The sequence below is a fragment of the Roseateles sp. genome (assembly GCF_039595595.1).
Classification (GTDB): Bacteria; Pseudomonadota; Gammaproteobacteria; order Burkholderiales; family Burkholderiaceae_C; genus Roseateles.
In genome coordinates this window covers 237759-261342 of sequence record NZ_JBCNLG010000006.1, presented here as the reverse complement: position 1 = coordinate 261342, position 23584 = coordinate 237759, and the positions used below count along the sequence as shown (strand labels likewise).

The window sequence follows — 23584 nt, the reverse complement described above, 5'->3', positions numbered from 1 at the left end:
CGCGCCTGGCCGACAGGGCCCTGCCGCGGCCTGGCGCGGTCAGGGTGCCGCGACCACCGTCTTCACGCGCTCGCCCGGCTTGGGCGGCGTCTCGCCGCCGTAGCGGCCGTTGAGCAGCTTCAACTGCCCCTCGTTGAGCACCGAGCCCTTCGCCATCTCGGCGAAGCCGCCCGCCGGATACGGCCGCAGCGCGATCTTCCACGGCCGGGCCTGCCGGCGGTCGTCGGCGGTCAGCGCGCGGAAGCTCTCCTCCGCCTGCGTCAGCCCGCCGCGCCGCGTCTGCAGCGCCTGGCCGTCCTTCGCGGCGTAGACCAGCGCGTAGACCGCGCCCTTCGAGCTGGTCACCAGCGTCAGCTCGGCGTTGCCGCGCTGGCCCTGCGCATTGCGCCGCACGCCGGCGAAGTGGGTTGCCTTCAGTCCGTTGATCGTCTTCGCGTCGGTGCGGCCCTGCTCGGCGCCCAGGTTGCGCAGGATCTCGTCGTGCGCGTTGCCCGCCTTGGCCGGCACCGGCTGCAGGATCAGCGCCGCGTCGCGTTGCGGGCTCATGACCGTCACCGCGTCATTGCCGTTCTGGATCGCCCAGCCGGGCGGCGCCGTCAGCGCGAAGTCCAGGCCCGGATGCAGGAACTGCTGTCCCCGCACCAGCCCCTGCGCCGGGCTGTCGCCGAAGCCCATGCCGTCGATCGCCTGCAGGAACGCCGCGCGGTTCTCGTCGACCGGCTGGCCGCCGGTGAGCTGCGCCGCCTCGTCGCGGATGCGCTGCAGGCGCTGCTCGTTGCTCGGGTGCGAGGCCAGCCAGTCGTTGCCGCCCGGCGCCGGGCGGCCCTGCGCGCGCGCCTGGTCGGCGGCGAACTGCTCCTGGTCCTTCAGCACCTGGATCACGTCGACCATGTGCTTCGGGTCGTAGCGGTTGCGCGCCAGGTATTGCGCGCCGAGCTGGTCCGCCTGCAGTTCCTGCTCGCGGCTGTACGACGCGATGTAGCCCGCCGCCGCGTTCTGCGAGACCTGGCCCGCGATTTCCGTCGCGCCGCTGACGCCGCGCGATTCCAGCACCGCGCCCAGCACCGTCGCCGCCAGCACGCCCAGACCGGCGGTCTGCTGCCGTGTCGCGCGCTGCGCGCCATGCCGCGCGGTCACGTGGCCGATCTCGTGGCCCATCACGCCGGCCAGGTCGGCCTCGCTCTCCATGTAGGCGAGGATGCCGCGCGTGACGTAGACATAGCCGCCCGGCAGCGCGAAGGCGTTCACCTCCGGGCTGTCCAGCACCGTGAAATGCCAGTCCAGCTCGGCCCGGTGCGACTGCGCCGCCAGCTTGTTCCCCAGCGCCGTGACATAGGCCTGCAGCTTCGGATCGTCGACGACGGCGTACTCCTTGAGCACGTCCTGATGCGCCTGGCGGCCGGCCTCGACCTCTTGCTGCAGGCTCATCGCGCTGCGCTCGGTGCGGCCGGTGACCGGATTGACGACGTTGGTGCCGCAGCCGGCGACCGTCATCAGCGTGGCGGCGGCCAGCGCCGCCATCGGGAACTTGCGTTTCATCGGAGGACGTGAGCGTTCAGAGGAGGGCCTGGCCGGCCTGCTGGCGCAGCGTCCACAGCGTCAGCACGCCTTCCGGCACCTCGCGGCTGAGCGCGTCGCGCCAGTGCAGGTCGGTCAGCTTCTCCTGGTCCTCGGCGCTGAGCTGGCTCTCGTCGCCGCCCAGCAGCGCGATCGGCGCCAGCGCCGCCGCGGTCTTCACATGCTCGAACAGGGGGGACCACGCCTCGCCGTCCTGGTCCACGCCGATCATGAAGCCGGTGCACCAGTCCTCGGCGTCGACCAGCTGCTGCTCGCCGTCCTCGGCGACGCTGAAGATCGGCTCCCATTCGTCCTGCTTGGACGTCCACTGCACCGACAGGCTGTGCACATGGCGCAGCAGCAGCAGCGCGATCTTCTTGCGCTGCTTGCCGCTGGCGAACGGATCGCCGCCGCCCCACACGGGGCTCATCCAGTCGGCGCCGGGCTTGTCGCTCAGCGGGACCGGGCTGAGCAGCTGCGCGCTGAGGTAGCCGTCGATCGCCTCGATGTTCATCGCGGCGTCGTTGTCCAGCTCGGACAGGAAGTCGTCCAGGTCCGACAGCTCATCGTCGGTCAGCGGGGAGTATTGCGCCTTGTCGGGCTGGTACTGCGGGAAGTCCATGTCGGGTCCTGAGGGAGAGGGGCGGGGGGGCGGGACGCGGCGGAAAGCGCCTCAGCCGTGCCGGCCGTGCCGGCTCTTGGGCTTGCGGGTGTCCATCTCGGACAGCTGGGTCTTGAGCAGCGCCATCAGCACGCGGGCGTTGGCCTCGGTCATCACGAGCAGCGTGCTGGGCTCGATGCCCTCGACGGGCTCGCGTTCCTTGACGAGGGCGTCCACCTTGAAGGTCATCAGGCCGCTGGTGCTCGAATTCGAGGCGGCCTTGAACTTCTGGACTTCGATGTGATGCGTCTTCATGGGGCGTCATTCTCGGCGATGACGCAGGCGCTGGATACCGGTCACCACCGCCACGGCGGCCGCGCCCGCCAGGATGCCGACGATCGCGTCGCCCAGCACCTGCGCCAGCGTCGCGGCCAAGCCGCTCACGCCCAGCGACTGCACCGCGTGCTCGATGGCGTGATGCAGGACGGGCGCGCCATGCGTCAGGATGCCGCCGCCCACCAGGAACATCGCCGCCGTGCCGGCCACCGACAGCGCCTTCATCAGCCACGGCGCCAGCCACAGCAGGCCGCGGCCCAGCGACTGCTGCCACGCGGCCGCCTTGCGGCTGAGCCACAGGCCGGCATCGTCCAGCTTCACGATGCCGGCGACCAGGCCGTACACGCCGATCGTCATCAGCACCGCGATGCCCGACAGCACCAGCAGCCGCGTCGTGAAGGGCGCGTCCGCGACGGTGCCCAGCGTGATCGCGATGATCTCGGCGGAGAGGATGAAGTCGGTCCGGATCGCGCCCTTGACCTTGTCGCGCTCCAGCGCCGCCAGATCCACCGAGGGATCCTTCAGCGCCTCGGACAGCGCGGCGTCATGGGCCTCGTCCTCGGGGCCGTGCAGCCACTTGTGGGCGAGCTTCTCGACGCCCTCGAAACACAGATAGGCGCCGCCCACCATCAGCAGCGGCGTGACCAGCCACGGCGCCCAGGCGCTGATCGCCAGCGCGGCCGGCACCAGGATCGCCTTGTTGACCATCGAGCCCTTGAACACGCCCCACACGACCGGCAGTTCGCGGTCGGCGCTGACACCGGTGACCTGCTGCGCGTTCAGCGCCAGGTCGTCGCCGAGCACGCCGGTCGTCTTCTTGGCGGCCAGCTTGGAGAGCAGGGCCACGTCGTCCAGGACGGTGGTGATGTCGTCGAGCAGTGCGAGCAGGCTGGAGGCCATGGCGAGAGAGTCCGTTCCCTGAAGGTGATGATTTGTGCGAAGCCCGCCTTTGTACCTGAAGCCGACCCTCCTCTCCGGCAGGGATTGGCGCCCGGTGGCACACTTTCGCCTCATGAAACGCCGCACCGCCTCCTTCCTGCTCGCCGCCGCGCTCGCCGCGGTGTCCGTGACCTCCGCCCACGCCGCCGACGCCGCGCCCGGCGCCGGCCCGTACGACGAGCAGGCCGATGCCCGCGCCGACATCAACAACGCCGTCGCCCGCGCCGCCAAGGAAGGCAAGCAGGTGCTGGTGGTCTACGGCGCCAACTGGTGCAAGGACTGCCTGGCGCTGAACCGCGGTTTCGGCCAGGGCCATCTGGGCAGCGCCGTCGACAAGCGCTTCGTGACGGTGAAGGTCAATGTCGGCCGCTTCGACAAGAACGTCGACGTCGCCAACCAGATGGGCGTCACGCTGAAGAAGGGCATCCCGACCGTCGCCGTGCTGGGCGCCGACGGCCAGGTGCTGGGCACCACCAAGGGCGGTGAACTCGCGGATGCGCGCAGCATGGGCGAGGACGCCGTGATGCAGGTGCTGGCCTCGCTCGGCAAGAGCTGATCCCGCACTCAGGGGTCAAGTCTTGCGCTCGTCGCCGAAAGGCGGTGCGGGTGCTTGTCTTTTGTGCGGCCATCGCCTAATTACTGGCATGGCCCGACCGCTCCGCATCGAATTCCCTGGCGCCGTCTATCACGTCGCGACGCGCGGCGACGCGTCGGTGTTCGCCGACGACGAGGACCGCCAGGTGATGCTGGCGCTGATCCAGCAAGCCGCGGAGCGCTTCGACGCGCAGGTGCTGGCCTACGGCCTGGGCCGCGAGCACTACGAGCTGCTGCTGTTCACGCGGCAGGCCAACCTCTCCCGCCTGATGCGCCATTTGAATGGCGTCTACACGCAGGCGCACAACCGGCGTCACGGGCAGATCGGCCACGTGTTCCAGGGCCGCTTCAAGGCGGTGCTGGTGGACCGCGAGCATTTGCTGCTGGACGCCTGCCGCTACGTCGACCTGATCGGGCGGCGCTCCGGCTTGGCGCCGTCGCCGGCGGCGTGGCGCTGGAGCAGTCTGCAGGCGCATGCCGGACTGGTGCCGGCGCCGTCCTGGCTGGAGGTCGAAGGGCTGTGGACGAATGTCCTGGGCCGGATGCCGCAGAACGCGGCGGATCGCCGCAAGGCGCAGCAGCGCTATCAGGCGATCGTGGAATCGGAACCCGACCTCGACATCTGGGGCCAGCTCCGCCAGCAGATCTTCCTGGGCGATGCGGCCTTCGTGCAGCGCACCGTGCGCCAGAGCGAGCGGCCCGCGCGCTCGCCGCGTCCGCGGCGCTGGGGGGACTGGCTCAAGTCCAGCGGCAGCCGCGAGGAGGCGCTCTATCGCGCCCACACCGAGGGCGGTCAATCGATGACCGAACTCGCGCGTGAATTGGGCTTGTCGGTGTCGCGGGTGAGCCGGCTCATCGCCGGTCACGAGCGCCAGCGCTAGCGCTCAGGCTGCTCAGTGCAGCGCCCGGGCCGGCGCCGCGGGGCAGGGAGCCAGCGCGAGATCCTGCTCGGCGGCGTCATTCCAGGCGGCGGCGGTCAGTTCGCGGGCGGCGCCCAGTTGATGGCACAGCTCGGCCACGCCCAGTCCGTCGGCCTCGCCCTCGGGCAGCGGCAGCGCGGACACTTCGCTCGGAAGATCGGCCAGCGCGCCCAGCAACTGGAACAGCAGTTCCAGATCGGGCGCCGCGTCGGGCGTCTGCTGCTGGCGCGCCAGCCCCAGGCTGCGGCACAGATAGAAGCAGGCGTCGGCGGCCTGATCGCACATCGCGTGCGAGAGCGCCAGCTGCTCCAGCGCCTCGGCCCGGGCCGCCTGGGCGGCCGGGTCGTCCGAGCGATCCGCCAGCGCGTCCAGCGTGGCGGACGACGGCGGCACGGCGATCAGGTCGTCGTCCTGGGTCGGCAGCGGAGCAGCGGTCTTGGTGTGCGCCATAGGGGTTCAGCTGGAGAACAGCGGGTCGGCCAATCAACGGGACGGATGCTAGGCATCGTTGGGCAAATGCGCCTCCCACGGGTTGGGGGGAACATCGGCCGGTTCGGTGATCCAGGTGCCGTCTTCGTTGAACATGTCACGATTCGTGACACGAATGTGCCGGAGCTTAAGGGGTTTCCAGCCTGTTTGGGTGAATCACTTCACCTTCTTGGGGCGGGTCCAGCCGGAAATCACGGTTTGTCGGCCTCGCGCCACAGCCAATTGGCCGGGCGGGACGTCCTTGGTGATGGTCGAACCGCCGCCGATGGTGGCGCCGTCGCCCAGCGTCACCGGCGCGACCAGCACGCAGTTCGAGCCCACGTGCACGTCGGCGCCGATGGTCGTGCGGAACTTGTTGGCGCCGTCGTAGTTGGCGGTGATGCTGCCGGCGCCGTAGTTGACGCGCTCGCCGACGGTGGCGTCGCCGAGGTAGGCCAGGTGGTTGGCCTTGGCGCCCTTGGCCAGCGTCGAGTTCTTCACCTCGACGAAGTTGCCGATGTGGACGTCCGCGCCCAGCTGAGCGCCCGGGCGCAGCCGCGCGAACGGGCCGACCAGCGCGCCCTCGCCGACGCTGGCGCCGGCGCTTTCGCCATCGATGTGGGTGAACTCGTGGATGCGCGCGTGGGCGCCGATGGTGGCGTTGCGGATCACGCAGTTGGCGCCGATGCGGACGCCGTCGCCCAGCGTCACCTCGCCTTCGAAGACGCAGTTGACGTCGATCTCGACGTCCTTGCCGCAGTGCAGCGTGCCGCGGAGGTCGAAGCGCGACGGATCGGCCAGACGCACGCCGGCGGTCATCAGCGCCTCGGCCTGCACGAGCTGGAAGCGGCGCTCCAGCTGCGCGAGCTGCGACGGGCTGTTCACGCCCAGCACTTCGGTTTCGTCGGCCGTCTTCACGCCGGTGACGGCGACGCCCTCGGCGACTGCCATCGCCACGATGTCGGTCAGGTAGTACTCGCCCTGGGCGTTGTTGTTGTCGAGCTGGCCGACCCAGCGCTTCAGCGCCTCGGTGGGGGCGGCCATGATGCCGGTGTAGCACTCGCGGATGCGGCGCTGCTCGTCGCTGGCGTCCTTGTGTTCGACGATGGCCTTGACCTGATCGCCGTCGCGAACGATGCGGCCGTAGCCGGTCGGATCGGCGTACTCGATGGTCAGCAGCACGAGGCGCTCGCCGCCGCAGGCCTCGACCAGCGCGCGGGTCGTGGCGGTGCTGATGAGCGGGGTGTCGCCGCTGAGGATCAGCGTGGTGCCGCCAGCCGTGAGCGCGGGCACGGTCTGCTGGATCGCGTGGCCGGTGCCGAGCTGCGGCTCCTGGCGCACGAAGCGAACGCCGTCGCCGGCGACGGCGGCTTCGACCTGTTCGGCGCCATGGCCGGTGATGACGATGCGGGCATCGGCGTGCAGCGCGGCGGTGTTGCCCAGCACATGCCGCAGCAGCGCGCGGCCGGCCAGCTTGTGCAGCACCTTGGGCAGGCTGGACTTCATGCGGGTGCCTTTGCCCGCGGCCATGACGACGATGTTCAGCGACATAAGAAGAATCGCGGTTCCCTGTGGAGAAACCGCGATTATGGGCGCCGCTCGTGACGCGCCGGGGGGCGGCGCGGTGACTGGTTGTCGCTGCTTGTGGGCGCCTGCAGGCGCGTGCAGGCGCTCGCGAGCGCCGCCGCGCTACTTCGACGGCGTCAGCGAGATGCTGACGCGATGCGGCTCGGGGCGGGTCTGCGGGAAGTCCGCCATCGAGGCCTCGAAGAGCGCGCCGAAGAGCTCCTTGCCGCCCTCGGTCAGGCCGTCGTTGGAGGCGCGCGCCTCGTAGAGCGGCTCGTTGGACTTGCGGTCGCGCAGCAGCATGGCGACCTCGCGGTCATAGCGGCGCTCCATCATCGGGTCCATCGGGTAGGCATAGCCCCAGCGGCTGTAGTAGGGGCGCCAGGCGGGCCCGTAGCGCCAGCCCCAGTAGCTGCCGTTCCAGCGCCACCACAGCGGGTCGTCCCAGGGGGCGGGGCCGGAGCGGCTGACGCGCGCGCCCAGGGAGACGACGATGTCGGCCTGCTTGGGATCGCTGGCCTCGCTGAAGCCGGCCTTGGCCAGGGCGCCGCGGGCGGCGTCCTCGAGGGCGGCCTGGCTGGCTTCGTTGCGCTGCTGGGAGGGCAGGCGCTCGAAGGTGTAGCTGCCGGGCTGCCGGCCGGCGGGCCAGCTGCCGAAGGTCTGCGCGTCGGCGGAGACGGTGTTCAGGGCGGCGCAGGCGGTCAGCGACATCGCGGCCGCCGCGCCCAGGCTCAGCAGGGCCAGTCGACGATTCAGGGTGAACATGGGGTCCTCCAGGTCGGGAGCCGCTGGGTGGCGCCGCCCGGAGCGGAAGTCGCGCCCGGGGACGCCATTGCACGGCGTGACAGTGCAACGATTGTGGCCCCGGCGGGTTGACCCGCGTGTGGAAGCACCGTGACGGCGCGGTCAACGCGGGGTATCTCTTCGTATGGAAGCGCGAAGGCGGGCACAAGGCGGCTTGCTTCCGCCGCTGCCGGCAAGAACTCCCTCGCCCCCCGCGAGGGGGGAGAGGGCAGGGGAGAGGGGGGTGCTTCGAAGGGCAGCAGCGCTGTGGCACGAGCCCCCTCTCCCCTCCCTCTCCCCGCTGGGGCGAGGGGAAAAGACCGCCGCGGCGCGGCGTAGCGTGGCGTAGCGTGGCGTGGCGTGGCGGTCAGTCGTCCGCTGCCGAGTACGCCTCGCCCGCGTCGTCCAGCGGCGCTGGCGCCTGCCCCGGGCGCACCAGCTTGACGACGCCGGTCGCTGGCGCGGTCGTGCCGCACTGCTCGTCCTCGTCGAACGCGATATCCCCGTTCGCCACCGGCGCCCCGGTGGCCTTGATCGTCTGGAACGGGAACAGCTCCCGATCCATCATGTGCGAGGTCACGATGTTCCCCATCGCGGTGAACATGTTGTCGACGCGTCCCGGGAAGCGGCGGTCCCAGTCCTGCAGCATCGCCTTCACCGTCGCGCGCTGCAGATTGGGCTGGCTGCCGCACAGGTTGCACGGAATGATCGGGAACTCGCGATGCTCGGCCCAGCGCTCCAGATCGGATTCCTTCACGTACGCCAGCGGCCGGATCACGACGTTCTTCCCGTCGTCGCTGACCAGCTTGGGCGGCATGCCCTTCATCCGGCTGCCGAAGAACATGTTCAGCATCAGCGTGGTGACGATGTCGTCGCGGTGGTGTCCGAGCGCGATCTTGGTCGCACCGAGCTCTCCCGCCACGCGGTACAGGATGCCGCGGCGCAGCCGCGAGCACAGCGAGCAGGTCGTCTTGCCCTCCGGCACCAGGCGCTTGACGATGGAGTAGGTGTCCTGCTCCTCGATGTGGAAGTCCACGCCGCGCGACTTCAGATAGGCGGGCAGCACGTCCTCCGGGAAGCCGGGCTGCTTCTGGTCGAGGTTGACGGCGACGAGGTCGAACTTGATCGGCGCGCGGTCGCGCAGGTTGATCAGGATGTCCAGCAGCGAGTAGCTGTCCTTGCCGCCGGACACGCAGACCATGACCTTGTCGCCGTCCTCGATCATGTTGAAGTCGGCGATCGCCTGGCCCACCTGGCGGTGCAGGCGCTTGCTGAGCTTGTTCATCTCATGCGCATGCTTCTTGGCCGCGGTGGCCGCGGCGTCCGCGCCGGCCAGGTCGAGGCCTTCAAGGGTGGTGGTCGAGTCGGTCATGTTCAGTCCTCAATGTATTCATCAAGCGGGGCCCGCGGAACCGGCTCTGCCGGGCCGCCAGGCCCGCCCCCTTGAGGGGGCGCGCGTCAGCGCGTAGGGGGTGGGCCTACCAGGTGCCGCATTCGGCGGAGATCGCGACCTGGCAGTCGGGGAAGATTTCGAGCTTGGTCACCTTGATGCGCACGCCCACCACGCCGGCCAGCTTCATCAGCCGGACGCAGAGCTTGCCCAGCAGGGCCTCGAGCAGATCGGTGTGTTCGGCGGTGCACTCGTCGATGATGATGGTGCGCACGCGGCGGTAGTCCAGCACGTGGCCGATGTCGGCATCGCGCGAGACGATGGTCTGGGCGCCGAGGTTCACTTCGGCATCGACCTGGATCGGTTGCGGGCCTTCGCGCTCGAAGTCGAGCACGCCGAGGTTGGCGCCGAAGCGCAGCCCGTTGATGTGGATGACCTGGCGGTTGTTGCGGCGCAGCGCGGGTGGCGGCTGCGACTCGCGCAGCGGGCGCAGGAAGGCCTCGATCTGCTTGGCGGCGACGACGCCGTCGCCCAGCGCGGTCTGCACGCAGGGATGCTGCCGGCCGCTGGCGTCGCCGGCCACGAACAGGCCCAGCACGCCGAAGCGCGGCTCGTCGCGGAAGGGCTGCGACGGCGCCGTGACGCCGGCCCGCTGCAGCGCGTCGGCGACCTTGAGCCAGGCGGAGGCCTCGGGCTCGTAGCCGAGCAGCACGGCGACGTGGTCGAAGCGTTCCTCGCCATAGGCCTTGGAGTTCACGTTCACGCCTGCCGCGTCGGCGGCGATGGCGGTCGGCAGCGCCTGCGCGGGCCGGCGCCGCAGGCCGGGGGCGCCGTCGAGCTGCTGGACCAGATGCGTCTGGGCGCGCCATTCGGAGCGCGACCAGAGCGTCACGGCGTGACCGCGGCCGGCGAGGTGGAGCGCGTTCTCGATCGCGTTGTCGCCGCCGCCGAGCAGCAGCACCTTGCCGGGCGGCAACTGGTCGCGCCGGGCGGTGAGTTCGATCGCGTCCAGCACGCGGCCGTGGCGGTTCTGGTCCGGATAGAGCGGGGAAGGGTGGCGCGGCGTGAGGCCGGTGGCCAGCAGCAGCGCGCGGGCGCGCAGCGGGCGCAGGCCGGACGCGTCGCGCGCCTGCGGGGCGCCGGCGGTGTCGGGCGCGTTGACCGCGAAGGCGGGGCCACCGTCGAAGTAGAGCGTCCAGCCCTGTTCCGCTTGCCAGTCCAGGTGGTGGACGGTCTGGCCGGTCAGCGTGTGCACGCCGGGTTGCGCGGCGACGTGGGCCGCGTAGCGCTCGCCCAGATCGGCGAGCGACTCGCCGGGCGCGCCGAGCAGCCAGTCCTGCCGGTATTCGAGCGGGCGCAGGCTGTCGCACAGGCGCGGGGCGCGCTCGATGAGCGCGACGCTCAAGCCCAGTTGGGTCAGCCAGCTGGCGGCGCTGCAGCCGGCCGGACCGCCGCCGATGATGGCGGCATCGACGAGCGCGGGCAGGCTGGCGGGCAGTCGGTCGGGCGAGGTCTGGGACATGGGCGGGCGCGGCGGCAGGCGGCCTGAGCGGCCGGAGCAAACGGCGGATTATCCCGGATGGGCGCCTGGATCGCGTATCCAGGGCCTTGGCGCGGTCCTTGACCGGCGCGCCAGGGTGACGGGCGTCACGGCCCGGCGCCGCTCAGAAGCACTCGTCCAGCAGCAGATGGAACTCGAGTTTGCGCGCGTCTGGCGCGTCCAGGCCGTAGGCGGTGAAGAGCACCTGCTGGAGCTCCGGACCGAACTCGTCCAGGTTGTTGGAGAGGATCGCGAGGTCATGATGGCGATCCGCGACGCCGGCGCGGCCCAGGTCGATGATGCCGGTCACCTCGCCGTGCTCGTTCATCAGGATGTTGTCGAGCGAGAAATCGCCGTGGCAGAGCACCGGGTCCTCAGCGAGCGGGAGCAGGCCGGTGAGCGCCGACCAGACCTGCTGCGCGGTCCAGCCCTGCCGGGCGTCGTCGAAATCGCTGGGGTCGATCAGGCCGGCCTCGAGCCGCTGGCGGGCGAGGGCGAGCTGCAGGCGGTGATTCGCGTTGAACGGACAGGCGTCGATGGGCAGCTCGTGGAGTTGGCGCAGGCAGCGTCCGAGCGCGGCGACGATGGCCGGCGCGCGGTCCGGGTCGTCCTGGAGCCACTCGTAGGCGGTGCGGCCGGGCTGGGCATGCGTGAGCAGCCAGGCCGAGCCGCCGCGCCATTCGAAGTGCTCGACGGCCGGGACCGGCCAGCGGCCGGCGAGCCAGTTGAGCCGGGCGAACTCGTCGGCGATGGCCGTGGAGGTCTCACCATCGCCCTGCTTGAGGTAGAGGTCGGGCGAGCCGGGCCGATGCAGGCGATACACCTGCGCGCCGGCGGCGCCGACGAGGTTCCGATGCCACTCGCGGCCGGCGAGCCGGGGTTCGAGCGAAGGCGGGAGCGTGGGGGCGGCCGAGGGGACCTCGCGCAGGTCGTCGTCCCGATCGTCGTGAGGGTCGTGATCGATGTGGCTCATGCGGTGCGTGGCGAGGGAGAGGCGCCGTGGTTCGGCGCGTGGCATTCGAAGTGCAGCATGTCCAGCCATTGGCCGTTGAGCTCGAAGCTGCGCGTGGATCGGCCGAACTGGCTGAAGCCGTTGCGTTCGAGGACCTTGATCGAGCCGGCGTTCCCGGCATTGGCCTTGGCCTCGACGCGCAGCAGGCCGAGCTCGCGGAAGGCGATGTCGAGCATGAGCTTCACGGCGGTGGTCGCGTAGCCCTTGCCGTTCTCGGCCTGGGCGATGCGGTAGCCCAGTTCGCACGAGTGGTAGTGCTGGCGCTTGACCTGGATCAGGTTGATGCGTCCCACGAGCCGGCCGGCGGGATCGCGCAGCAGGAACTGGTGGCCGGTGTCGGCGGCGGCCTCGCGCTGCGCGGCGGCGATCGACGCTTCGATGCCGCCGGCCTCGTAGAACGCGGCGGGGCGCGCGTTGATGCGCGACTCGAAGAAGGCGCGGTTGTCGAGCTCGAAGCGGCGCAGGTCCTCGAGATCGCGATCGGAGACGGGATGCAGGCTCAGCATGGCGGTCGAGCATAGCGGCGGCGCCCGCCCATGGCGGAGGTCAGCGCTTGCGGGTGAATCAGCGCCCCAACCGTTTCCTCAATCCTGGACTCGGACCTGACTGGGCGATGCCGCGTCTCACCGGGCGTGCATGCGCAGGAAGCGGTCGTGCGGATCACTGCCGAGATCCCAGGGCACGACGCCAAAACGCTCTTCGAGCAGCATTTCGAGCAGCCGGCACGTCAGCCAGTACTCGGGGATGCCGTCGTCCTTGTCGTCGAGATAGAGGATCTTTTCGCGCTCGTCGTCGGGCACGTCGTCGTCCTCTTCGTCATAGAAGAAGTTAGCAGACAGCCACGGGGTTTCGAAGGCCAGAGGCGTGCCGCTCTCGCTGAGTGGCGGAAGCGACGGGACGCCGGTCGTCTGCAGGCGCCGGCGCACGACGCGGCCCTGTTCGACGACGGCGTAGCCGTAGCTGCCGCCGCTGTCATAGCGGCAGAACGCGACGAAGAGATCCGGGGACCCCAATGCGCGGTGAAGCGCGCTCGCATCGGCGTCGGCTTGCTCAAGCAGCGGCCATGAGAGGTCGTTATTGGTGATGACGCAGGCGTCACCGGAGAACTGGACCAATACGTCGTTGTGCCTGCGCGGATCGAAAGGCCAAGGATTGGTGCGGTCCAGCTCCTCGGCGCGTTCGCCCGTGAGGCGCTCGACCAGCGCGATCGGATCCTCCGTGGCGCTTGATCGCCTCAGAATCAGTCCGCCTTGCGTGTATCCCATGTCGTTCCTTTCCTGAATGCGTGTCAGCGTCTCAAGCGCCTCCACACCCGCCATCCCAGCAGGGCCGCGAGTATCGCCCCATAGACCGCCGGCTCGGCGAAGTTGTTCTTCCCGGCGCGCATCCAGATGAAGTGCATCAGCCCGATGACGGCGATCGCGTAGACGAGCTTGTGCAGCAGCTGCCAGCGCGGCGCGCCGAGCGCCTTGATCGCGCGGTTGAACGAGGTGGCCGCCAACGGCAGCAGCAGCAGCCAGGCGGTGAAGCCCATCAGGATGAAGGGGCGCTTGGCGATGTCGCGGAGGATGCCCGGCAGGTCCAGGCTCTTGTCGAGCCATCCATAGGCGAGCAGGTGCAGGCTGGCGTAGAAAAAGGTGAACAGCCCCAGCATGCGCCGGAAGCGCGCCAGCGCCGGCTGGTTGGTCCAGGTGCGCAGCGGCGTGACGGCCAGCGTGATCCACAGGAATCGCAGCGCCCAATCGCCCAGGCCGCGGATCAGCGTCTCCGCCGGATTCGCGCCGAGCCGGTCGGCGAATGCGCCGAAGACATACCAGCTCAGCGGCAGCAGGCAGAGCACGAACAGCACGGCCTTCGCCGCAGGATGCAGCAGCGGATGGCGCCTGGCGGGAGCGCGCCGCGCGGGCGCGGCCGGCGCGGCAGTCGTGGATGGCGAGGACGGCGTGGCGCTCATCGGGGAATGCACGTCGCGATCAGTAGTTCTTCTTCAGGTCCATGCCGGCGTACAGCTGACCGACCTGCGCTTCGTAGCCGTTGAACATCAGCGTCTGGCGGCGCTTGGCGAAGAGCCCGTCCTCGCCGATGCGGCGCTCGGTGGCCTGGCTCCAGCGCGGGTGGTCGACCTGCGGGTTGACGTTGGAATAGAAGCCGTACTCCTGCTGCGCGGCCTTGGTCCAGCTGCTGACGGGCTGCTTCTCGACGAAGCGGATCTTGACGATGGACTTGGCCGACTTGAAGCCGTACTTCCAGGGCACCACCAGGCGCAGCGGTGCGCCATTCTGGTTGGGCAGCACCTCGCCGTACAGGCCGAAGGCCATCAGCGTGAGCGGATGCATGGCCTCGTCGATGCGCAGGCCTTCGACATAGGGCCAGTCCAGCACGCCCGAGCGCACGCCGGGCATCTGCGCCTTGTCGGCGAGCGTCGTGAACTCGACGTACTTGGCCTTGCCGGTGGGCTCGGCCTTCTTCAGCAGCTCCGCCAGCGAGTAGCCCACCCACGGGATCACCATGGACCAGCCTTCGACGCAGCGCAGGCGGTAGATGCGCTCCTCCATCGGCGCGACCTTGAGCAGGTCGTCCAGTCCGAAGCGGCCGGGCTTGGCGCATTCGCCCTCGATGACGACGGACCAGGGCCGCGGCTTGAGCGTGTGGGCGTTCTCGGCGGGGTCGGACTTGTCGGTGCCGAACTCGTAGAAGTTGTTGTACGAAGTGACGTCCTTGTAGGCCGTCAGTTTTTCCATCACGTTGGCGCCGGCCACCGAGCTCTTGCCGCCGGGGAGCTTGGCGAGCTTGCCGGGCCCGGCGGTCTGGGCCTGGACGGCGCCGCTCAGACCCAGGCCGGTGAGACCGAGCGCGCCAGCCGTCTTCAGCCAGTCGCGGCGGGCGTCGTAGACGGCGCGCGAGGTGATCTCGGAGGACGGGATGCGCTGACCGTCGCGGGGCTTGTGGAAATGCATGGCGGACCTCTGAGGGAGCGAGGTGCGAACGTTACGCCTTCGCGAAGGGGATTGGATGAGGGTGCGCTTAAGCCGCCGACGCGGCGGGACAGCGCGTGCGCAAGGTGATGGGTACGCCCAAACGGGTACGCCCCAACCCCGCTTCGCGTACGACAGAATGGACGGTTACTCGGGGAATACAACAGCAGCGGTGGAGTGCTGCAGGAATTCGTATGGCTCGGAGGTACGCTGATCGCCGTGCTCACGAACTCGACGACGGCTGAGCCGCGGGTGTATTACGCATACTCCGATCACCTGAATGCGGCGCGGGTGATCGTGAATGCGGTAGGGGACGTGCGTTGGCGCTGGATTTCGGAGCCCTTCGGCACAACTGCGGCTGAGACGATTCCGAACTCGCTCGAGAATCTGGTCGTCAATTTGCGCTTCCCAGGGCAGTATTTCGACAAGGAGTCGGGACTGAGCTACAACTACTTCCGGGACTACGATGGAACGACTGGTCGGTATGTCCAAAGTGACCCAATTGGGCTAAATGGGGGTATTAACACGTACGCCTATGTTGATTCCAACCCGCTTGCTTTCGCTGACCCTACAGGCACTACCAAGGTAATTCTTGTAAAGGAAACAGACCCCGTGTATCCAGCTGCCGTTGCACATTGGGATGACCCAAATTTGTGCATCGTCATATCACATGGGTCGCCCAACAGCGTAAACCAGATGAAGGCCGACCAGCTCGCGGCGACTCTTGTGTCTAAAGGCTGCAAGAAGTCGCAGCCGATAATTTTGGATGCCTGTCGCGCAGGACAGGGTGAATATTCCATAGCAGAACAATTGGCAAAACGACACTGGAATGCGTCGGTTAGAGCGCCAACTGAGCGAATCTGGAATGTAGGAAGTTGGGAAAATCCGGTCCCATATGGGTCGCTATCCGAAGATTTGAAATCAAAACTAAACCATATTCCTGATATGACCAATCGGGGCACATGGCGAACCTTCGATAAAAAAGGTCCGGCTCCTGTGCCCACCCCCGTCGACACCTCCCATCTCCTCGCACCATGAAATTCTTGTCTTTGATTTCACTTTGTATAGCGTTAGGGGCTCTGTTCGGTTGCTCAAAGGCCGATAAAAATGGTGCTGCGTTTACGTACGCCACCGGCGTCCGAGTGGTTGAAGTGTCTGAGTGCCATGAAGGCATTGCAAATCGTCATCTTGAGGTCAAAAAGACTGGCGCAACACTTTTGATAACCGGAACTATGCCGATGCCATGCCGAGGCCCTTTGGCGGCGCCGTACTTAACTGAAACGAATGAGCATCGGGCAACTCTTGTTTTGCATGAAGAGAAAAGCAATTCGCTGTTCAATTCCGGTTGCGACTGTTGGAGGAATGTGTCCATCAGCATTGAAGGTCGCTTACAAACGGGCGACACGCTGTATGTTTCCAATGACGGAGAAGTCGAAGGGCACTTCCTAGTTCAGTAGCTCCTTAACTAGGAGCGCCGCAGCTACGACAAGCTGCACGGGGCTACGTCCCTAGCAGTGGGCGATATGTGCAGAGGGAACCAATGGGAATGATTGGAGGAGTCAACACGTATGCCTATGTCTCCTCGAACCCGCTGCTGTACATCGATCCGAACGGTCTTTGGGCCTGGGGTGATCCCCTGCTACAAGGGGTGGTCGACTTTTCGGCGGGCTTTGGCGACGTTCTCTTATTCGGCCAAGGGCAAAGACTACGAAACCTGGCTGGCGTCGATGGCAGTATCAATAAGAGCGTCGGATAGATCGAAGTTGCAGGAGCAATTGAGGCCATACGATCGACGTGATCGATCCCCAAATCGGAGATTCCAGCGTTTCATCGACGATGACTCCGATTTCGGCCGTACAGATTGGCCAGAAAACATCTTGTTTCCTGGATCCGGAACCGTCCATGTTGCAGATCTTGAAGTTGTATCGTTGGCCAACGAGTGCGCACTTGTCCGTGCGCAGGCGTTTCTTTCATTTGGCCGATTCGACGGGTTCGAGTTTGATTTTGTGCATACAAAGGGCGAGGAATTTAAACGATGGCCAATTGCTTCGAGTTTTAATGAGTTGGACAGCATTGAAGTTGGCTGGTCATCTAAGTCGGTCAAGCTCTTTTTGCCTTTTGGTCCCACTCCTTCGTTGCGAAAATTCACTGATTGACGAAAGTTGCCCGGCGAAAACCCAGACTCGAGCGGCCTTGGCCGGCCGCCCACACTGCCAGGTTATCGAGGGAGCACTTGTTCGAAATGAACGCTGATCCAGACATTGTGCTTCTGCGAAACCTCACCGCCAGTGCGCCGTTGAGTCCGCATTTTTTCTGTTTGGATTTGAGCACTGGGATTTGGGAGGGTGTGACTGACCCGCAGCCAAAGACTCACGTGTCTGGCTACGGCTCGACATTGATCACGTCTTCGGATGGGCGCTGGGTTAAGAAGTTGCTTGCTGTCTATTTGCGCAATGATGCATGGATGATTTTTGACAGCGAGCAGGAAGTGGCATTGGCAGGGAGTGTCGCAAAATGGGAGCTGGAAAACTTTGGACGAGCAGTTCTAACGCTGCAACGCTCAGCTGCAAATGAGACCATTACCTACTTTCGACCTTGGTTTCGACTCTTGTTTGAAAGTGGATGGACGCTTAATGACATTGACATTGCGCACCTCATCGGTCAATGCATTGGCGGCAAAGAGGTTCTGCCTAGATTGGAGCGGGCATTGGCAGTAGCAAACTCTGAGCGTCTCCTGGAATAGAATGCTCACGCTAGAAATGAATTCTTGGCGCCGGCCGCTGGGCGCTCTTTTCATCGCTGCGGCCCTTGCGTTATGGGCTTGCCCGGCGCTGGATTTTTTCGCGGAGCCGCAGGTCGCTCCAAATGATCAATTTCAAATGCTGGCATTTCCGAGATGCCCCTGTGGTGGCTCCAAATGCCTTTCGAGAGCAGTGAATGTCTCCTTGGCTGAATGGAATAGCGGCATTTTGACCGTCGTCCAATCCAACGCCGATCTGATTTTTCCTCGCGATTCCTTCACGCTCGTTCCGCCCGCCGATGCGAAGGAAATGATTGCTCAGTGGCGCGCAACACTTGAGCACCAGGGATACGATGGAGGGGAATTCCGCGCAACAAGGCGCGAAGGAGATTGGCAACTTGAGTTGGTCATGCGAGATGGCACACACTCGCGCAGTAATCTATTCGAATATGTATTGAAGGCTGACGGAAACGTGCTTCCCGAGAGGTCGATCGAATATTCTTGGGTTGACCTCTTGTTCAGAGGCGTGATCGCCGCAGGATTGATGCTCGTCGGCGCATTTCTGCTGTGGCGGCGAGTAAAGCCTGAAAAATAGTTCGGTGAAGGACGAGCTTCTTCGTAATCGCGCGGTATCGGGCATAACGGGGCAACCGTCGCGACCATGCAAAAAAAAGCGGCGCCAAGCTTTTGCTTGGCGCCGCTTTTTTGAAACTCTGTGGCGTTACAACGTCCCGTACGAGTGCAATCCCGACAGGAACATATTCACTCCGAGGAACGCGAACGTCGTCACCAGCAGCCCGATCAGCGCCCACCACGCCGACACCACCCCGCGCAGCCCCTTCATCAGCCGCATGTGCAGCCAGGCCGCGTAGTTCAGCCACACGATCAGCGCCCAGGTTTCCTTCGGGTCCCAGCTCCAGTACCCGCCCCAGGCCTCCGCGGCCCAGAACGCGCCCAGGATGGTCGCGATCGTGAAGAACGCGAAACCCAGCGCGATCGCCTTGTAGCTCAGGTCATCCAGCGTCGTCAGTGACGGCAGCCGAGCCGTCAGCGGGCCCCGCAAGGCCACGCTCGCCGCCAGGAACACCGCCACGCCGGCCATCTTCCCCGCCCAGCCGTCCAGCCCGGCCTGCAGCTCCGGCGACAGCCCCGCGCCGAAACGGAACGCCAGCAGCACTGCCACCAGCCCCACCGGCACACCGATCAGACCGATCACCAGCGACCGCGGCGATGCCGTCTTCAGCAGCGTCGCCAGCGCCACCATCGCCGCCATCGCGAAACTGCCGTAGCCAATGAAGTTCGCCGGCACGTGGATCTTCATCCACCAGCTCTGCAGCGCCGGCACCAGCGGCTGGATCTCGTGCGCGTCCCGCGCCATCGTGTACCAGAGCAGGAAGCCCACCGCCGCGCTCACCACCAGCATCACGTACGCGCCCAGCGCCCGGGTCGCGAAACGCTGCTCGTAGTACAGATACATCAGCGTCGTCAGCCACGTGAACAGCACGAACACCTCGTAGAGGTTGCTCACCGGGATGTGACCGATGTCCGGCGCGATCTGGTGGCTCTCGAACCAACGCACCATCGTGCCGGTCAGCGCCATCCCCACCGCCCCCCACGCCAGCCGCGAACCGATCGCCTCCGCCTCGCTGTGCCCCGCCTCCTTCTGGAAGAAGCCCAGCCAGTAGAACAGCGTGCTCATCCACACCAGCACGCTCATCCACAGGATCGCGCTCTGGCTCGACAGCAGGTACTTCAGCAGGAAGACCTTCTCCCCCGCCGCCAAGTCGGCGCCGAAGTCGTCCGTCTGGCGCAGATAGAGCTGGATCGCCAGCAGGCTCGCCGCCCCGACGATCAGGCACAGCGGCCGCAGCGGCCGCCAGAACCAGCCCAGCGCAATCAGCGCCGGCGCCGCGCCCGCCAGAATGCCCTTCTCATACACGTCCATCGACGCGTGGTACCGGCTGAACGCGAAGCCCGCGCCCAGCAGCACCAGCGCCGCGAAGATCCAGTCGAACGCGCTGCGCCCTTGGAAGTAGCCCCGCTTGCCGATCACCAGCGAGCGCGCCAGCGGCGCCTCGGCGCCCGGCGGCGAAGAAAGGGCGGACGCGTCCGCGGTGGAGGATGTGCTGGTCATGTCAGGCCTCCTCATGCAGCAGCCGCTGCTTGAGCGCTTCAAATTCGACGGGCAGGTCCGGCGTGTCCCGGTTGCTGGACAGCGCCATGCGCACCCGCGTCTGCTCGGCACGCCCGGGCGCGCCTTCCAGCCACAGCCACAGCCGCCGCTCCTTGACGTAGAGCATCGCAAACACGCCGACGATCAGCAACACGGCGCCCAGATAGACCAGCGTCTGCCCAGGGGCGCGCGTCACCTGGAACACGCTCGCCTGCACCTGCTTGAAATCGTCCAGTTGCGCCACGATCGGCGCCGGATAGAACATCGCGTCCGACAACGACAGCACCGCCTGCGTCATGAACGCCTGCGCCGCCTCGCCCGGCTCCGGTCTGGGCCGGCCCAGCTGTTCCTCGGCCTGCTTGTGCAGCTCGAACAGGCTGCCGTTGAGGATGCGCAGCAGCACCTCCGACACGCGCGCGCGTTCGGCCTCCGGCACCTCGCGCTCGATGAACTGCGACAGCGCCGGCAACCCGCCCACCGCCGCGCCCTGCGCGGGCGCGCCCGCCTTCAGGCCCTCGGCGCCGGCGAACAGCGTCAGCGTCCGCAGCGCCGTCGCCTCGAGCTGCGCCTGCATGCCCGGCTTGTCCTGCGGACTCGCCGCCAGCGCGTAATGCTTGGCCGCCATCAGCCGCTGCGCCGGATCGGCCAGCACGCGCCGCAGCGCCAGCCAGCCCTCGATGCTGTCCTTGCTGTCCACCGGCACCCGCAGGTAGCGGAAGTTGTCCGCCAGCGTGTCACGCACCCCCAGCAGGAATACCCGGTGGCCATCGAGCTCCAGCGGCAGCATGTAGTTGTTGTACTCGCGCGCCTGGCCACTGGCGTCGCGCAGCTTGTAGCTGAACGAGGGCCCGACGTTGCGCAGCGTCTTCCTGTCGCTGGTGTTCGCGCCCGAACCCAGGTGCTGCTCCAGCCGCCCGACCAGGTCGACCTTGCGCACGTCGGTGCCCTTGCCATCCTTGCCGTCATTGGCGAAGTTCTCGACGTTGATCACCCGCAGGCCGGTGAACTCCAGCCCATAGGACTCGCCATCGGCGGTCAGCGTCGCGCTGGCGCCGACACGACCCTCCATCGGCGTGTCATGCGCCGCCTGCAGCGAACGCAGGTTCAGCTTCAGCAGCGAACCGCCATCCTCGAAGCTGCTCTGGTACAGCGTCACGCCGCGATAGGTGACCGGCTCGTTGACCTTGACCGTCGCCTGGGTGGACGTGCCGTCGCGCCGGTCGTGCAGCACGATGTCGCTGGCGAACAGCTTGGGCATGCCGGTCGCGTAGTACTCGACGATGAACTTCTTCAGCTCGACATCGAAGGGCAGGTCCTGCACCACCACGCCGCTGGGCATGGACAGCAGCGCCGTCGACGAGCGGCTGCCCTCGGGCACGAACAGGTTGCCGCGGAAGCTGGGGTTGGACGTGCCCAGCCGGTTGTCCGCCGTCATCTGGTTCAGGTCCGCGCCCTGGTAGATCTGCTTGCCCTGCGCCCACATGATCGCGCGCACGATCAGGTTGCCGTCCAGCAAGCCGCCCAGGCAGATCAGCACGATCGCCGAGTGCGCCGCCAGGTAGCCGATCTTGTGCGCCGCGCCCTTGCGCGCGCCGATCATCACGCCGCCGGTGCGCACCTGCGCGCGCGCCTTCCAGCCCTCGGCCGCCAGCCAGGCGTTGACCTGCGCCAGCGCCGCCTCGGGATTCATGTGCAGGTAGCCCAGCGCCTTGTGCCGGAAGGCCTGGATCGACTGCTCCCGCATCGTCTCCCGGTAGGTCTTCAGGTCGCGCAGGATCTTGGGCGTGTGCCGCGCGATGCACAGGCTGGTCGACACCACCAGGAAGCCCAGCATCAGCAGGAACCACCAGGCGCTGTAGACCGTGTAGAGATCGAGCTTGCCGAACAGCTCCGACCAGAACGGCCCGAACTGGTTGACGTAGTTCGTCATCGGCTGCTGCTGCTGCACCACCGTGCCGATCACGGAGGCGATGCAGATCACCGTCAGCAGCGCGATCGCGAAGCGCATCGACGCCAGCAGCTCGAGCGCGTCGTCAAGCGCGGCGCGGGCCACCGCAGGGGCCGCGGGCCGGAGGGGACGATCGGGGGACTTCTCGGTCATGGGCGGCATTCTCGTCGCCCGGCGCGGCGGACCGGGCGAGGGCCGTCAACCGTCGACTGGGGTCAGCGCAGCCCCGCGATGTAGTCCGAGACGGCCTTGATCTCGCGATCGCTCATCTTGGCGGCGATCGCCAGCATCTGCGGGCTGTTCGGACGGCCGCCGGCGCGGAACGCGGTCAGCTGGGCCTCGGTGTAGTCGCTGTGCTGGCCGCCCAGGCGCGGGTACTGCGCGGGGATGCCGGCGCCATTCGGGCTGTGACAGCCGGCGCAGGCCGGCACCTGCTTGTCCGCGATGCCGCCGCGATAGATCTTCTCGCCCAGCGTGATCAGCTCCTTGTTCTTCGCGAAGCCGGGCTTGGCGCCCTTGCTCGCGTAGAACGCGGCCACGTTGCGGATGTCGTCGTCCGACAGCGGCGCGGCCATGCCCGACATCACCGGGTTCTTGCGCTTGCCCGACTTGAACTCGTGCAGCTGCTTGGCCAGATAGTCGGCGTGCTGGCCGGCGATGATGGGGTTGGCGGGACTGCCGCGGGAGCCGTCGGCGGTGTGGCAGGCGGCGCAGACCTGGGAGCTGATGGCCTGACCCTTGGTCAGATCCGGCTTGGCGGCTGCTTGCGGTTCGGCGGCGATGGCGGCGCCGGACATCAGAACCATACTCGACAACAAGAAAGCGGCAGTCTTCATGAATGTTGAGGGTCGGGTGAGCGCAAGCGCGGGATCTTACAATGGCACCTCTTTTGAGCCCCGCAGCGCGATGACCGATTCCAACAAGAAACCCGCTTCGGCGGCCCCAGGGAAACCCGCAGGCCGTGGCACGGGTCGCCCGGGAGCGCCAAAGAAGAAGCAAGGGCCCGGGAAGACCGGCATGCGCGCGAAGGCGAGCGCCAAGGCCAAGGCCGACGCCAAGGCCCGCGAGCAAGGCCTGGCCCCGGCCGCCAAGCCCGTCAGCAGCGAACCGATGACGCCCGGCAAGCGCGCCTTGGCCTGGACCCACACCGCCCGCTTCCTGACCACCGCGAGCCAGCTGCGCCACCTGCCGGTCAACGGCGTGCTGCCCGCCGAGGCGCGCGCCGCGCGCGAAGCCGCCGAGGCCGCCGGTGAATTCGACGGCGGGCCCTTCGATGACGCCGGCGCGCCCGAGGGCGATGCCGGCGCCGCGATCGCGGGCGAAGGCGAGGCCCTGGCGCAAGACCTGACGCCACGCCAGTTGCCGGAGATCGCCTTCGTCGGCCGCTCCAACGCCGGCAAGTCCACCGCCGTGAACACGCTGGCGCAGCAGAAGCGGCTGGCCTTCGCGTCCAAGACGCCGGGCCGCACGCAGCACATCAACCTGTTCGCCGTCGGCCCCCGCGACGCGCCGGACGCGCTGTTCGCCGACCTGCCCGGCTACGGCTACGCGGCCGTCGCGCGCGATGCCAAGCTGCGCTGGCAGCGCGTCATGGCCGACTACCTCAGCGAGCGCGAATCGCTGTCCGGGGTCGTGCTGATGGTGGACTCGCGCCTGGGCCTGACCGACCTCGACAAGCAACTGCTGGAGTTCGTCTCCGACCGCGTGACGGCCGGCGAGGTCAGCCTGCTGGTCGTGCTGACCAAGGCCGACAAGCTCAACCGCAAGGAAGGCAGCGCGATCGTGGCCCAGGTGCAGAAGGAACTGGCCGTGCTCGCGACCGAGGATTCGGACATCGCGATCACGCTGTTCTCGGCGCTGAGCAAGCAGGGGCTCGAGGACGTCGCCGAAGTGATCTACGACTGGGCGCACCGCCCGCCGCGCGAGCCGTACGACGAGGATGATGAAGGCCTCGGCGAGGCCGGCGCCGGTGAGCCGCAGAGCAGCGCCGAAGGCGGCGCGGAAGACGAAGACGCCGCCGGCCACTGACCGGCGCGCTTCAG

Annotated in this window: 25 protein-coding genes and 2 pseudogenes; 9 read left to right on the top strand and 18 right to left on the bottom strand. The window is 67.3% G+C overall.

The genetic code is table 11. The features are described 5' to 3' along the window. Positions 1-39 precede the first annotated feature (39 nt). From ABDW61_RS10715 to ABDW61_RS10700, 4 genes are read right to left on the bottom strand one after another with little or no spacing between them, the layout of a single operon-like run. Complete coding sequence (locus ABDW61_RS10715; protein ID WP_343638526.1) at positions 40-1539, bottom strand: M48 family metalloprotease; 1500 nt, start codon at positions 1537-1539, stop codon at positions 40-42. Between the two features lie 16 nt (positions 1540-1555). Further along, entirely contained in the window at positions 1556-2179 is a 624-nt protein-coding gene (locus ABDW61_RS10710; protein WP_343638524.1) for a UPF0149 family protein, read from the bottom strand. A gap of 51 nt (positions 2180-2230) precedes the next feature. Further along, positions 2231-2473, bottom strand: coding sequence for a hypothetical protein (locus tag ABDW61_RS10705; RefSeq protein WP_343638523.1), 243 nt, complete (start codon positions 2471-2473; stop codon positions 2231-2233). A 6-nt stretch (positions 2474-2479) separates the two neighbouring features. Then, positions 2480-3394, bottom strand: a complete 915-nt coding sequence (locus tag ABDW61_RS10700; RefSeq protein ID WP_343638522.1) for a DUF808 domain-containing protein — start codon at positions 3392-3394, stop codon at positions 2480-2482. 112 nt (positions 3395-3506) lie between these two features. On the opposite strand from ABDW61_RS10700, the gene ABDW61_RS10695 reads away from it, so the two are divergent. Then, a complete protein-coding gene (locus tag ABDW61_RS10695; RefSeq protein ID WP_343638521.1) occupies positions 3507-3989 on the top strand; it encodes a thioredoxin family protein in 483 nt (160 codons plus the stop codon). 88 nt (positions 3990-4077) lie between these two features. Further along, on the top strand, positions 4078-4908 hold the full coding sequence (locus ABDW61_RS10690; RefSeq protein ID WP_343638520.1) for a transposase: 831 nt from the start codon (positions 4078-4080) through the stop codon (positions 4906-4908). Between the two features lie 12 nt (positions 4909-4920). Here the strand turns inward: ABDW61_RS10690 and ABDW61_RS10685 are convergent, their stop codons facing one another. From ABDW61_RS10685 to msrP, 11 genes and pseudogenes are all read right to left on the bottom strand, one after another. Then, positions 4921-5397, bottom strand: coding sequence for a hypothetical protein (locus tag ABDW61_RS10685; RefSeq protein WP_343638518.1), 477 nt, complete (start codon positions 5395-5397; stop codon positions 4921-4923). A gap of 195 nt (positions 5398-5592) precedes the next feature. Beyond that, positions 5593-6966 carry a bifunctional UDP-N-acetylglucosamine diphosphorylase/glucosamine-1-phosphate N-acetyltransferase GlmU gene (gene glmU / locus ABDW61_RS10680; RefSeq protein WP_343638516.1) on the bottom strand — a complete coding sequence of 458 codons (1374 nt, stop codon included), beginning with the start codon at positions 6964-6966 and terminating at the stop codon, positions 5593-5595. Positions 6967-7104: 138 nt separating this feature from the next. Continuing rightward, positions 7105-7746 carry a DUF4136 domain-containing protein gene (locus ABDW61_RS10675; RefSeq protein ID WP_343638514.1) on the bottom strand — a complete coding sequence of 214 codons (642 nt, stop codon included), beginning with the start codon at positions 7744-7746 and terminating at the stop codon, positions 7105-7107. A 385-nt stretch (positions 7747-8131) separates the two neighbouring features. Further along, complete coding sequence (gene ttcA / locus ABDW61_RS10670; RefSeq protein ID WP_343638513.1) at positions 8132-9136, bottom strand: tRNA 2-thiocytidine(32) synthetase TtcA; 1005 nt, start codon at positions 9134-9136, stop codon at positions 8132-8134. Positions 9137-9242: 106 nt separating this feature from the next. After that, positions 9243-9611: a dihydroneopterin aldolase gene (locus tag ABDW61_RS10665; protein ID WP_343602724.1), complete on the bottom strand. Its 369-nt coding sequence runs from the start codon at positions 9609-9611 to the stop codon at positions 9243-9245. An 87-nt stretch (positions 9612-9698) separates the two neighbouring features. After that, positions 9699-10676, bottom strand: a pseudogene (locus tag ABDW61_RS10660) (FAD-dependent oxidoreductase); the annotation flags it as partial. A 142-nt stretch (positions 10677-10818) separates the two neighbouring features. Further along, positions 10819-11667, bottom strand: coding sequence for an APH(3') family aminoglycoside O-phosphotransferase (locus ABDW61_RS10655; RefSeq protein WP_343638511.1), 849 nt, complete (start codon positions 11665-11667; stop codon positions 10819-10821). Then, the gene (locus ABDW61_RS10650; protein ID WP_343638510.1) at positions 11664-12212 is read right to left on the bottom strand and encodes a GNAT family protein; all 549 of its coding nucleotides are present in this window, start codon (positions 12210-12212) and stop codon (positions 11664-11666) included. Before ABDW61_RS10650 ends, ABDW61_RS10655 begins: the two co-directional genes overlap by 4 nt. A gap of 117 nt (positions 12213-12329) precedes the next feature. Next, a complete protein-coding gene (locus ABDW61_RS10645) occupies positions 12330-12971 on the bottom strand; it encodes a hypothetical protein (RefSeq protein WP_343638508.1) in 642 nt (213 codons plus the stop codon). Between the two features lie 23 nt (positions 12972-12994). Continuing rightward, complete coding sequence (locus tag ABDW61_RS10640; protein WP_343638506.1) at positions 12995-13660, bottom strand: protein-methionine-sulfoxide reductase heme-binding subunit MsrQ; 666 nt, start codon at positions 13658-13660, stop codon at positions 12995-12997. Positions 13661-13679: 19 nt separating this feature from the next. Next, on the bottom strand, positions 13680-14663 hold the full coding sequence (gene msrP / locus ABDW61_RS10635) for a protein-methionine-sulfoxide reductase catalytic subunit MsrP (RefSeq protein ID WP_343638504.1): 984 nt from the start codon (positions 14661-14663) through the stop codon (positions 13680-13682). Positions 14664-14858: 195 nt separating this feature from the next. On the opposite strand from msrP, the gene ABDW61_RS10630 reads away from it, so the two are divergent. From ABDW61_RS10630 to ABDW61_RS10605, 6 genes and pseudogenes are all read left to right on the top strand, one after another. Continuing rightward, positions 14859-15719: an RHS repeat-associated core domain-containing protein gene (locus ABDW61_RS10630; RefSeq protein ID WP_343638502.1), complete on the top strand. Its 861-nt coding sequence runs from the start codon at positions 14859-14861 to the stop codon at positions 15717-15719. Beyond that, the gene (locus tag ABDW61_RS10625) at positions 15716-16138 is read left to right on the top strand and encodes a hypothetical protein (RefSeq protein ID WP_343638500.1); all 423 of its coding nucleotides are present in this window, start codon (positions 15716-15718) and stop codon (positions 16136-16138) included. Before ABDW61_RS10630 ends, ABDW61_RS10625 begins: the two co-directional genes overlap by 4 nt. Positions 16139-16179: 41 nt before the next feature. Beyond that, positions 16180-16437 (top strand): annotated as a pseudogene (locus ABDW61_RS10620) (RHS repeat-associated core domain-containing protein); the annotation flags it as partial. 121 nt (positions 16438-16558) lie between these two features. Next, on the top strand, positions 16559-16837 hold the full coding sequence (locus tag ABDW61_RS10615) for a hypothetical protein (RefSeq protein WP_343638499.1): 279 nt from the start codon (positions 16559-16561) through the stop codon (positions 16835-16837). 86 nt (positions 16838-16923) lie between these two features. Then, entirely contained in the window at positions 16924-17424 is a 501-nt protein-coding gene (locus ABDW61_RS10610; protein WP_343638498.1) for a hypothetical protein, read from the top strand. Between the two features lie 16 nt (positions 17425-17440). Further along, complete coding sequence (locus ABDW61_RS10605) at positions 17441-18016, top strand: hypothetical protein (protein ID WP_343638497.1); 576 nt, start codon at positions 17441-17443, stop codon at positions 18014-18016. Positions 18017-18142: 126 nt separating this feature from the next. Here the strand turns inward: ABDW61_RS10605 and ccsB are convergent, their stop codons facing one another. The 3 genes from ccsB to ABDW61_RS10590 all read right to left on the bottom strand — a co-directional run bounded on the left by ccsB (position 18143) and on the right by ABDW61_RS10590 (position 22339). Further along, on the bottom strand, positions 18143-19555 hold the full coding sequence (ccsB, locus tag ABDW61_RS10600) for a c-type cytochrome biogenesis protein CcsB (RefSeq protein WP_343638496.1): 1413 nt from the start codon (positions 19553-19555) through the stop codon (positions 18143-18145). A gap of 1 nt (position 19556) precedes the next feature. Beyond that, positions 19557-21602, bottom strand: coding sequence for a cytochrome c biogenesis protein ResB (locus ABDW61_RS10595; protein ID WP_343638555.1), 2046 nt, complete (start codon positions 21600-21602; stop codon positions 19557-19559). Positions 21603-21757: 155 nt separating this feature from the next. After that, positions 21758-22339, bottom strand: coding sequence for a c-type cytochrome (locus ABDW61_RS10590; RefSeq protein ID WP_343638494.1), 582 nt, complete (start codon positions 22337-22339; stop codon positions 21758-21760). Here ABDW61_RS10590 and yihA point away from each other — a divergent pair. After that, positions 22323-23570: a ribosome biogenesis GTP-binding protein YihA/YsxC gene (gene yihA / locus ABDW61_RS10585; RefSeq protein WP_343638492.1), complete on the top strand. Its 1248-nt coding sequence runs from the start codon at positions 22323-22325 to the stop codon at positions 23568-23570. The two genes, ABDW61_RS10590 and yihA, sit on opposite strands and share 17 nt — an antisense overlap. The last annotated feature ends 14 nt before the right edge of the window (positions 23571-23584 follow it).